We start from the raw sequence: 9,981 nt of genomic DNA, 5'->3' as shown, positions 1-9,981 counted from the left end.
GTGCTGCCGACGGCGGACGGGTTGTTCGTCGACACGCAGTCGCTGCAACCGAAGGCGGGGGGGGTGGCGTGGGATCAGCGGCTGGTGGCGGAGCCGGCGCTGGCGGGGTGTCCACCGAGGCCGGTGGTGGGGGCGAGGGCGGCGTGTCCGGTGGAGGGGTTCGGGCCGCGGCAGTGAGATCGACGTGGTGTTTCAGGCGGCAGGTGACGCTGTCTTGATCACGTGCCCGAGGATCAGCCGGTCGTTCAGGAGCGTCGTGAAGCTCCAGGCCGACTCCAGGCCGTCGAGAAGGGAGAGTCGAGCGGCGTTCGCTTCGTGTTCGACTTCTTCGGCCAGGCGGCTGGAGTCGGGTCCGAAGTCCTTGTCGGTGCGGATCGTGTTGCACCAGGCGGAGAGCGCTGACTCCTTGCTGGCCGCGCTGGTCTGCGAGACATAGGTGCCGCCGCCGAATTCGAGAATGATGGTGTAGAGGTTCATCCTTTGGCTTTCGTTGAAGTTCATCATCGGATGGATCGCATGAGGGTGAATGGGCCGCGCCATCACACCCTCTCAACTGCCAAGGACGACTGCTTCGACGACGCGGCCGGCTGATTACACGTGATGCCCTGGGCCGTGCCAAGAGGGGGCCGTCTCAGGCAACGTTGCCAAGTACATCTGTCTGTGCGGTGGTCTCGACGCGGCGGACCTGCCGCTCGCCCAGCTTGAAGGAGGTGCCGTCGACAGCCGGATCAAAGTGCTGTGTCATCCTGGCGCCCTGTTTGATGGGCAAATCCCGCCCTCGCAGATCAAGGAATGCGATGCCCGAAGAAGTAGCGCACCCCATCCTCGAACCGCCAGGATTGCGGACTCTCGAGAAAGCCTGTGATCAAGGCCGCGGCCTGCATTGGCTTGAATCGTCCTTCTTCATAGAACGATGAGCAATCGATCCCTGTCGCGTTCTCGAAACGTCGTCTGAAGTCGCTGGGGAAGCAAGGCCGCCTCAGTCGCGCCAGGACATGCACGGCCAACCTTCTGACGCCGACAGGTTCGCCTTTGAAAACGAGTGCCTGACCGGTTTCGCACGTCTTGGCGAGTTCGTCGCAGCGCTGCTCTATCGCTGCCCGATACTGCTTGACCGGGCCGAACAGGCCCGGATTCGAGAGGGCTGATCCCGGGTCCAGGCAGGTGGAAAGCTGGACGGGAATGATGGCTGAATCCTTGATGTCGGCGACAGGCTCGTATGCCTTTGCRACGATTCGCATGTCGGCGATCTTGCCGCGCTGGACGAGCACGCTGCACCAGCTGAGCGTTTCCTCGAAGCTGGCGGATCCGCTGTCGAGGCGTTGGGCCAGTCTGTCGATGGTGGCTGAGGGAGCTGCATCGCCGAGGAGTGATTCGCACAGATCCATGCACTCCGGGTCGATATCGCCGGCGAAGAGGTCTACGAGCGTTGGAACTCTCGAAAAGTCACCGCCCTGTGCACTGTACAAAGCCCTGAGCCAAGTCTCATACGTGGCATCCGTCGTGAACGCTTCTGCACCCGAACGGCCGGATCGATCGCCATGCCCCTCGTACGCGAAATAGCCACGCCCTTCCCAGTCGATGGCGGGTAGTGCGCCGTAAGAACGCCAGTCTTTGTACAAGTGACTTCCCTTTCCGTTCCTCGATGTCTACGCCGTGGATGCCACCCTTTGCAGCATGCCGAATCTCTCATCGAGTTTCCGGCATACACCGCACAGTATCCCGTTGGGCTCCAGGTTTCCTCGCCCGACCGGACAGCCTCCTGCGGCGACCTTCGGCACGAGATGGTTCACTTGGCGTTCCTCCTGCACCTCCTTCTGAGTGGGTGGCCGCGTCAGCAGGCTGGTGAGCCGTGCAATCACCGTTGTCTCGTCGGCAATGCCACTGTGCCTTTGATACTGGCGGCGGATGGCCTTCCAGGCCGACTCGTTGCGATCACCTTCTTCCTCGGTGACAGGGCGCCTGAACACGTTGCATGGCGCCATCGGAATCAGCTTGCTGTTGCAGGTGCAGGCGGGTGTCATGGTCTTCCGGTTTGCCACATCCGACATCAGGGACACATACAGCGGTGCGTGCGCTGCAGCCGTGCCGTCGGAATTCCTGGTGTACCAGTCATCCATCGTCATCGCAGCGCCGGCTGAGTGTCTTGCGCCACTGCAACACGCACAGATGCTGGTTTCATCCTCGAGCTCTCCCCAGCCGACCGCTTCGAGATTGGGGTTGGGTGGTGTTGCTCCTGGAGCGCTTGCGTGATTGCTGGTCGTGATGTCGCCGTGACGGCAGACATGCTTTCCTTCGATCAGAACATCCATCGACCACGCCTGGAAACAGGTCTTGCCGCTGATCTGATGCGTGATCACGGACATGCCCCAAGCCCTGGTGGCGGCCTCGTTTCCGAGAGTCGCTGGTTGATAGAAGGACTGCTGGGACAAAGCTGCAGGCTTGCCGGCCAGCAGCACCGAGATCGAGCCGTCCTTGAGGTCGGTCGAGAACGAGGTATCGGGGTAGGGGATTGGTATCGGACCGGCGGGTGGCCCCGGCGGCGACAGGCAAACGTCGGGAAAGGATGCGATGACCTTGCCGTTGCCGGCCTTGCCTGCAATCTCGTTGCCGTTGGCGTAGACCTCATGAGACACGGTGTTCTCCATGGGCTGGTCCGCTGAGAACTGCTGCTGCGCGTGCTCCGGTTGGCGATGATGCATGCGCAAGGGAAAACTCCCCAGGTGCGTAGCCCCTCATGTGTGCCTGCTCGATCCAGGCGAGTTGCATCAGCGCTGAGGCTGCCCCGCAATCTCCGACGCTGCTGGCGGGATGCCACAAATCTTGCGATGCTCTTGTCCGCTGCATCAGGCGGGACTGCACCAGTGCAAGATCTTCGAAGCCGTGGGCCTCACCCGCCGCGTCACTGAGACGGAAAGCGATGTCGTGCATCTCGATTCCGGCATGCTGCAAGGCCGCGGCGACGGCTGCGCTCATTCCGGATCCCATCTGCGGAATGTCGTTGAGAACTGTCGCGTCGTCATGACCCATACCGATGCCTTGCAAGACCATGCACGGCTCACCCAATGGTTCGAGGCTGACCAGCAGGACAGCCGCGCCTTCACCTGGAATGACCCCTTCAGAGCGGCGAGACGTCTTCAATCGCCCTGATTTCTCAACCCAGTTCAGAGAGCGCGGGTCGATCAGGGAGTCCGCTGCGATCACCAGACAAGCGCTGCCACCTGCCTGCAGCATCGCTGCTTCGGCGAAACCAAGCGATTCGAAGCAGGAGACGTGACCTCGTGCAAGGTGTCGAGCACCGGCCCGCCGAAGGTGAAAGCCCAGACGAGCCTCCATGGCTGGGACGATGCCGTGTACCGAAGCTCCTGGGCGCGCAACCTCTGATGTGCAGAGCAGAACAGGCAGTTGGGTGATGTCGATCCGGGTAGCCAGTGCAGCATGGCTGTCCGCCATCACCTGCAACAGCAACTCGATCAGGCGATCGCGACCGTGAAGGTGGTCGGGGATGGAAGGCACGCGCGCGCCAGCGACAGGCTCAAGGGCGTCGTCGACGGTAGGCAACTCGCCGATTCCACTGATGCCGCAACGCATGGCGGCAGCAGCTGAAGCTGGCGTCAGGCCGACGGCGCTGGCGAGCGCAACGCAAGTGATGTGAAGTGCGCTCACGCAGGCGCCTCGCTCATTGCCTTCTTCGAATTGACAAGGTGCCCAAGGCCCGTGAAGTGCGGCTTGCCGTGTACATGGACCAGACGCCGTTCGCCGATGTTGATCTCGCGAAGTTGTGTGGTCCTTCGAGGCAGTGCGATCGAAGCTCGGCCAATCAGTATCAGCTTGGCTCGTCCCGGCTCCAGGATGAGGGTGTCGGCAACGACCGTGGCACTCGAGGTCGTGTTCTCGGAGCGAAAGTTGATGGGCACCTCGAAGGAAGGCACTTCGGCTACGAACTTTCCGTCGGGGCTCATGTTCACGCAGGCGAAGCGTGTGCCAGCCTCGAGCCGCCGCAGTTGCTGATCGAGCGGTGCGGCTTGAAAGTAGCGGCTGTCGAAGTCGGCGGGCAAAAATGGTCTTTGGCTTTCAAACCAGGTCCGGCCGTAGGTGCCGGCGAAGGCAATTCGAGGTACCCAGCCACGTCCAACGGGTGTGAAGCCGATCGGCTCCGGCCTGTCTGACCACCGTCGCATCACCGCGTCCGCACGTTCAATGTTTGGCAGGGCGGTGCCGAGGACGCTGCCTGTCGCGCCGTTCATGCGAAACCCGACCCCCACCAGGTTCCGCAGATCACTGTTGCTGCGCCGCGGATGGGCGTGACGCAGGTCAGTGCCGCCAAAGGCGCGATCCCAGATCAGCGGGATTTCGGTGAACGGCAACGGATCGGAAGGCACGGGTCCGGCAAATCCTCGGGTCCAGACGCGATCTCCGGTGACCACCGCATGCTTGCGCATGCCGGCACCCGCGAAGTGAACATGCAGCCTTGTGATCGGACTGCCGTCTGGTGACACAGCGCTGGCGTGCAGCAGCACGTCGACCATCGGTTTCACCGGCGCGAAGTCCGTCTCGAAGCGGACCGACGTGGCGCCTGGATCGCCGTGGTGCTGGTCGGTGTAGACGAAGGGCGTCTGATCGGCTGACGGCACGCAACGACCCTGCGCGACAACGTCGAATGTTGCCTTGATGATCGCGACGCAGTGCTTCTGGCCGGTCTTGTCTATCGAGACGAAGCGATGAGCGAGGAAGGGCGTGGAGTTGTTGGTGATCTGCATGGCGGTCGTGCGGGTGCTTGCACATGCAACCCGGCAAGCATGTCGAATGACGCGTTCGAACCCGCGTCGCTCCGCTTCATGTCGGAGCAAGCGCGGACGCTGTACTTCAAGGGGGTGGCGCGAGGGAGTTGCGCCGTGGAGCGCTGGAGGCCGTGTGGCGAGCGCTCGTCTCAAGATGCACCTGATGAGGTGCCATGGAGAGCGGCGATTTGACTGCCAAGAAGAGGCCGCGTCAATACAGGCGTGTCACGTACGATCCGGCGCCGCACTCTCCGGAATCACCAATGAACATCCGCTGGCCCTTGCTCTGGACCGCCGCAGCCTACGCCGTCCTGAGCGCGATCACGTTCGTCGTCTATGCGATCGACAAGTCCGCAGCGCGCCGCCGCGGGCCACGCACATCGGAGCGCACGCTGCACCTGCTGTCGCTCGCGGGCGGCTGGCCGGGTGCGCTGCTCGCGCAGCGGTGGCTGCGCCACAAGTCCGCCAAGGCATCGTTCCGGCGCGTGTTCTGGGCCACGGTCGCCGTCAACGTGCTGGGCTTCGCGATGCTGTCGGCCAGCTTGCGCTGACCGGCGCGAGTCAGTCGCTGGAAGAAGCCGACTTCGCCGACGACTGCAACTTCTCCCCGCCCCGCTTCATCACCTCGCCGGTCTTCTCGACACCCTTGCGCACGACCTCGCCGGTCTTCTCGGCGCCCTTCTGGATCGCCGCCCCGGTGACCTCGGCCGCATGCTTCACCGCATGCCCGGTCTTCGTCGCCGCAGTTGATGCGGCGTGACCGACGGCCGAAGCCGCGCGGTCGATCTTCGACGGCTCTTCGTCGGCCCGGGCCGCGCCCGCAGCCCCGGCGACGAGACCCGCCAACAACAACGTGGTGCGCAGGGTGTGTTTCATGCCGCTACTCCTCAGCCGATCACTTCAGGCCACTCGGTGTGGAACATCGTCCCCTCCGGCTTGTCGATGCGCTCATACGTGTGCGCGCCGAAGAAGTCGCGCTGCGCCTGCAGCAGGTTGGCCGACAGCCGCTCCGAGCGGTAGCTGTCGTAGTACCCCAAYGACGCGCTGAAGGCGGGCACCGGGATGCCGTTCGTCACCGCCAGCGCCACCGTCTCGCGCCAGTTCTGCTGCGTGCGGTTCAGCAAATCCTTGAAGAACGGATCCAGCATCAGGTTCGTCAGCTGCGGGTTGCTGCGGTACGCGTCGGTGATGCGGTTCAGGAAGCGCGCGCGGATGATGCAGCCGCCACGCCAGATCGCGGCGATGCGGCCGAGGTCGAGCCCCCAGCCCTTCTTCTCGCCCATCGTCTTCATCAGGTCCAGCCCCTGCGCGTAGCTGATCACCTTCGACGCATACAGTGCGTCGTGCACCTTCGCCACCAGCTGCGCCTTCACCGGCGACAGGTCGACCTTCGGCCCTTGCAATTGCTTGCTCGCGGCCACGCGCTGCTTCTTCTGCGACGACAGCACGCGCGCCTCGACCGCTGCATTGATCGTGCTGATCACCACCGCGTTCTCCGCCGCGTTCAGCAGCGTCCACTGGCCGGTGCCCTTCTGGCCGGCCTTGTCGAGGATCAGCTCGACGATCGGCTTGCCGGTCTCGGCATCCACCTGCTCCAGTGCCTTGCCGGTGATCTGGATCAGGTAGCTCTGCAGCTCGCCCTCGTTCCACTGGTTGAAGATCGCCGCCATCTCCTGCGTCGTGAAGCCCGCCGCCTTGAACAGGCTGTAGGCCTCGCAGATCAGCTGCATGTCGCCGTACTCGATCCCGTTGTGGATCATCTTCACGTAATGACCGGCGCCGCCCGGGCCGATGTGGATCACGCACGGCTCGCCGTCCACCTTGGCCGAGATCGCCTCGAAGATCGGCTGCATCACCTCCCAGGTCGACAGCGGCCCGCCCGGCATGATCGACGGGCCCTTGCGCGCACCTTCTTCACCGCCCGAGACGCCCGCACCGATGAAGCGCAGGCCCTTGCTGGCGAGGTATGCGTCGCGGCGCTCGGTGTCGGTGTAGAGGCTGTTGCCGCCGTCGATCACGATGTCGCCGGGCGACAGCAGCGGGATCAGCTGCTCGATCACCGCATCGACCGGCGCACCGGCCTTCACCATGATCTGGATCTTGCGCGGGGTGGCCAGGCTCTCGACGAAGGCCTCGAGCGTTGCCGCGCCCACCAGCTTCTTGCCCGGGTGGCGGGCGACGAATTCGTCGGTGACGGCCGTCGTGCGGTTGAACACGCTGACCTGGAAGCCGTGGCTCTCCACGTTCAGCACCAGGTTCTGGCCCATCACGGCCAGGCCAATCAATCCGAAATCGCTTTTCATGGTGACGTTGGCGCGCAGCCCGAAGACGTTGTGAATGGCGGCCATTTTGACGCCATTCGCGCTGCCCTGGCGGGGTCAAGGTTTCGGCCACATCCTGTCGATCCAGTCCGACCACACCTTCAGCCGCGCCGGGTCGGCCCCCATCTGCGTCGCCTTCCACAGCCCGTACTGCTCGGTCTGCTCGGTGCTGGCACGGTAGTTCACCTGGTTCATGAAGTAGCTGCCGTCGGCCGCCTGCCCGAGCGGCGAGCGCTGCGCATCCAGGCAGTAGCGGAAGCCGGCCCACGGTTCGGGCTCGCCGAGCTGGCTGTTGTTCGGGTCGCAGCGGCGCCAGGCCGTCGCGGCGGTCTGCGAATACAGCATGTTGAACTGGCGGATCGCGCCGTTGACGACGCGCGGGTACAGCCCCGGCGACAGCTCGTCGAGGAAGCGGTACTTCGAGTTGCTCTTGCCGTTGTTCGACGCGGTGTCGATGAAGTTGGTCACCGTCAGGTGCTTGGCCACCTGGCCGCGCCCGTAGCGGCCGCGGTTGGCGAACAGGTCGGGCTGCGCCGGGTCGTACAGCACGATCTCGTTGTTGACGTACTGCGCCGACTTGATGCGCGCCTGCAGCAGCCGCACGTAGTGCGTGTCGTTGGCGGCCTTGGCGGCCGGCGTCGCGGTGCCGACCTTCATGCCCAGGTAGTCGTCGAAGGCCGTCAGGTACGGCCAGTCCATCGAGAAGTTCACCCAGTCGCTCTGCCCGCCGGGGTTCACCGACATCTGCAGCTGGTACCACTGGTTGGTGCGGTAGTACGAGCCGACGATGTTGCCCGCCTCCCATGCGTTGTACCACTCGCGGGTGATCTTGCCGGTGCCGTCGGTGTCCTGCTGGTAGATCATGTGCGGCGCGAGGAAGAACAGGCTGACGCTGTTGAACGGCCAGCCGTGCGCCTCGCCGCGGCCCTTCCATGCGCCGGTGGCGGCGTCCTTGTCGCCGATGAACCACTGCTGGTTGCCTTCCAGGCCGTACACCTGGGCCATCTCCCACTGCTTCACCGCGTTCCAGTGCAGCATGCTGGCCACCGAGCGCTCGATGAACGCGTTGGTCGTGAAGGCGGCCGGGTTCGCCGCGGTGGTGGTGGCCGAGGCCAGCTTCTGCAGGTTGGCCGCGCCGACCTGCGCGCCGTACTGGCCGCTTGCCGCGATGTGGTTGCCGCGGCCGCCACCGAGGTAGTTGTAGCCCTCCCAGCCGAACAGCGTGAACATCGACTTGATCTGCACGCGCTCGTCGACCTTCAGGTGGCTCCAGTCGCCGAACACGCCGTTCGGGTTCTTGTGCGCGGTCAGCCACGCGAGCAGTGCCTTGTACTTGCCGTTCGGGTCCTTCTTCGCATCGGCCGCGCTGAACTTCGCGCCGGCCTCGAACGAGCCTTCGGTCGTCGTCGGCCACACGTCGTACGGGTGGGTGGTCGGCAGCCAGGCGTTCCAGTCGGGGAACTGCATCGGGATCTGCATCTCGCGCGCGTTCATCGTCGCGCTCGGGTCCATCACCTTGTCGACCTCGGCCTGCGTCACGCTCAGCGCGCCGGCGAGCGGCTTGCCGAACAGCGCCTTGGTGGCGTCGGTGGCGTTCTCGAGCACCGCCTCCAGCCCGGCGCCGGCCGCCCATTGCGTCTCGCAGCCGATGCCGGTGCAATCCAGGCCCGGGCCCGGCTGGTACGGCGGGTTCCACGGGCGCGCCTTCGCGGCGTGCGGCACGCCCTGCAGCGTGTAGCGCAGGAAGGCGGCGATCTGCTTGCCTTGCGCCTCGCTCAGGCCGTGGTAGCGGCTGCGCTGCACGATCGAGTTGTTCGAGTAGTTGAAGTACTGCAGGTCGCGGCCGTCCTCGGCATGGCACGACGAGCAGGCGGCCTGCAGCTTGCGGCTGACGAGCGGCGACTTGGCGAGCGCACCGCGCGCACTCCACAGCGTGCGGCCGAGCTCGACGTCGCTGGTGAGCGTCTTGCCGGCGTTCTTCTCCATCAGCGGGTCGACGCGCGCCACCGCGTTGCTCGCGAGGCTGGCGCCGGCGTCGTCGCGCAGTTGCAGGTCGAGCACGCGGAAGCCGTTGGTCTCGCCGTCGGTGCCGTTGAAGCGGAACTGGATGCGGTTGCCCTTCGGCCATGCGACCAGGCGCGCACGCGTCGCGGTGTCGAGCGCGAGCGTGATGCGGGTCGTGAAGAAGCCGCCGTTGACGCCGCCGTGGATGCGCTCGTTGTCGGCCAGCGTGACGGCCTGGTCGGTGATGTCGACCCAGGGCACCTGGGCCTCGCCGGCGCTGTTGGTGCCCCCGAGCACGCGCAGGCTGGCCTTGACCTTCGGCGGCGTGGCGGCCAACGCCTCGAACTCGGGCGCGCCGTAGTAGCCGCAGCGGTGGCACACCAGGTAGAGCTTGGTCGCCGACGCGAGCTTGCCGCTGTCGAGGTCGAGGCGCGTCTCGACGACCAGCGGGGCCTTCGGCGAGCCGTCGCCGAGCACTTCGATCGGCAGCGTCAGTGCGGAGGGTTGCGGCGCCGGAGCGGGTGAAGGCGCGGGAGCAGGGGCCGGCGCAGGCGAGGGCGAGGGCGAGGGCGAGGGCGAGGGCGCCGGGGCAGGACTCGGAGCGGGAGCCGGGGCCGGCGAGGGGGCCGAACCCACCGGTGCCGGCGCGGGCGTGTCGCCGTCATCCGAGCCGGAGCCGCAGCCGGCCAGCAGCATCATCGACAGGAAAAGAGTGGAAACGGTTCCGCTCACACGTGCGGCTCGGCTGCTTCGGATCATCATTCTGGGGTGGGACCTATCGCTTTCGCCGATGGATGACGCGGTGCCGCTGACGGGATGTGTCAGTCCGGCTTCACTTCGCGTCGATTCGTGCCGGGAAAGGCGGCGTGGGCCTG

General features: G+C 65.2%; 9 protein-coding genes. 1 reads left to right on the top strand and 8 read right to left on the bottom strand.

Translation table 11 applies throughout. The features are described from left to right. Positions 1-192 precede the first annotated feature (192 nt). The 5 genes from AC1D1T_RS06335 to AC1D1T_RS06315 all read right to left on the bottom strand — a co-directional run bounded on the left by AC1D1T_RS06335 (position 193) and on the right by AC1D1T_RS06315 (position 4,760). Entirely contained in the window at positions 193-501 is a 309-nt protein-coding gene (locus AC1D1T_RS06335; protein WP_477841036.1) for a hypothetical protein, read from the bottom strand. Between the two features lie 284 nt (positions 502-785). Beyond that, positions 786-1,622, bottom strand: a complete 837-nt coding sequence (locus AC1D1T_RS06330) for a hypothetical protein (protein WP_477827833.1) — start codon at positions 1,620-1,622, stop codon at positions 786-788. Positions 1,623-1,649: 27 nt separating this feature from the next. Beyond that, positions 1,650-2,648 carry a PAAR-like domain-containing protein gene (locus tag AC1D1T_RS06325; RefSeq protein WP_197066890.1) on the bottom strand — a complete coding sequence of 333 codons (999 nt, stop codon included), beginning with the start codon at positions 2,646-2,648 and terminating at the stop codon, positions 1,650-1,652. Further along, on the bottom strand, positions 2,626-3,666 hold the full coding sequence (locus AC1D1T_RS06320; protein ID WP_477827832.1) for a hypothetical protein: 1,041 nt from the start codon (positions 3,664-3,666) through the stop codon (positions 2,626-2,628). The genes AC1D1T_RS06325 and AC1D1T_RS06320 overlap by 23 nt, the downstream gene beginning before the upstream one ends. Continuing rightward, on the bottom strand, positions 3,663-4,760 hold the full coding sequence (locus tag AC1D1T_RS06315) for a DUF2169 family type VI secretion system accessory protein (protein WP_477842738.1): 1,098 nt from the start codon (positions 4,758-4,760) through the stop codon (positions 3,663-3,665). The genes AC1D1T_RS06320 and AC1D1T_RS06315 overlap by 4 nt, the downstream gene beginning before the upstream one ends. A gap of 284 nt (positions 4,761-5,044) precedes the next feature. On the opposite strand from AC1D1T_RS06315, the gene AC1D1T_RS06310 reads away from it, so the two are divergent. Further along, on the top strand, positions 5,045-5,332 hold the full coding sequence (locus AC1D1T_RS06310) for a DUF1294 domain-containing protein (RefSeq protein ID WP_477829307.1): 288 nt from the start codon (positions 5,045-5,047) through the stop codon (positions 5,330-5,332). Between the two features lie 10 nt (positions 5,333-5,342). Here AC1D1T_RS06310 and AC1D1T_RS06305 read toward each other — a convergent pair whose 3' ends face one another. From AC1D1T_RS06305 to AC1D1T_RS06295, 3 genes are read right to left on the bottom strand one after another with little or no spacing between them, the layout of a single operon-like run. Next, positions 5,343-5,657, bottom strand: coding sequence for a hypothetical protein (locus AC1D1T_RS06305; RefSeq protein WP_156154850.1), 315 nt, complete (start codon positions 5,655-5,657; stop codon positions 5,343-5,345). An 11-nt stretch (positions 5,658-5,668) separates the two neighbouring features. Continuing rightward, positions 5,669-7,129, bottom strand: a complete 1,461-nt coding sequence (gnd, locus tag AC1D1T_RS06300) for a decarboxylating NADP(+)-dependent phosphogluconate dehydrogenase (protein ID WP_465114019.1) — start codon at positions 7,127-7,129, stop codon at positions 5,669-5,671. A 30-nt stretch (positions 7,130-7,159) separates the two neighbouring features. Next, positions 7,160-9,838, bottom strand: coding sequence for a hypothetical protein (locus AC1D1T_RS06295; protein ID WP_477991660.1), 2,679 nt, complete (start codon positions 9,836-9,838; stop codon positions 7,160-7,162). Positions 9,839-9,981: the final 143 nt, after the last annotated feature.

This window comes from Rhizobacter sp. P2_H3, assembly GCF_056403355.1.
Note: the sequence above shows the minus strand (reverse complement) of the source record. Positions and strands in the feature narration are given on the sequence as shown.

What these genes read in the sequence shown, in the direction of transcription:
- AC1D1T_RS06335 (WP_477841036.1), bottom strand. Translation starts at nt 501, where the DNA reads ATGAACTTCAACGAAAGCCAAAGGATGAACCTCTACACCATCATTCTC.
- AC1D1T_RS06325 (WP_197066890.1), bottom strand. Translation starts at nt 2,648, where the DNA reads ATGGAGAACACCGTGTCTCATGAGGTCTACGCCAACGGCAACGAGATT.
- AC1D1T_RS06315 (WP_477842738.1), bottom strand. Translation starts at nt 4,760, where the DNA reads ATGCAGATCACCAACAACTCCACGCCCTTCCTCGCTCATCGCTTCGTC.
- AC1D1T_RS06310 (WP_477829307.1), top strand. Translation starts at nt 5,045, where the DNA reads ATGAACATCCGCTGGCCCTTGCTCTGGACCGCCGCAGCCTACGCCGTC.
- AC1D1T_RS06305 (WP_156154850.1), bottom strand. Translation starts at nt 5,657, where the DNA reads ATGAAACACACCCTGCGCACCACGTTGTTGTTGGCGGGTCTCGTCGCC.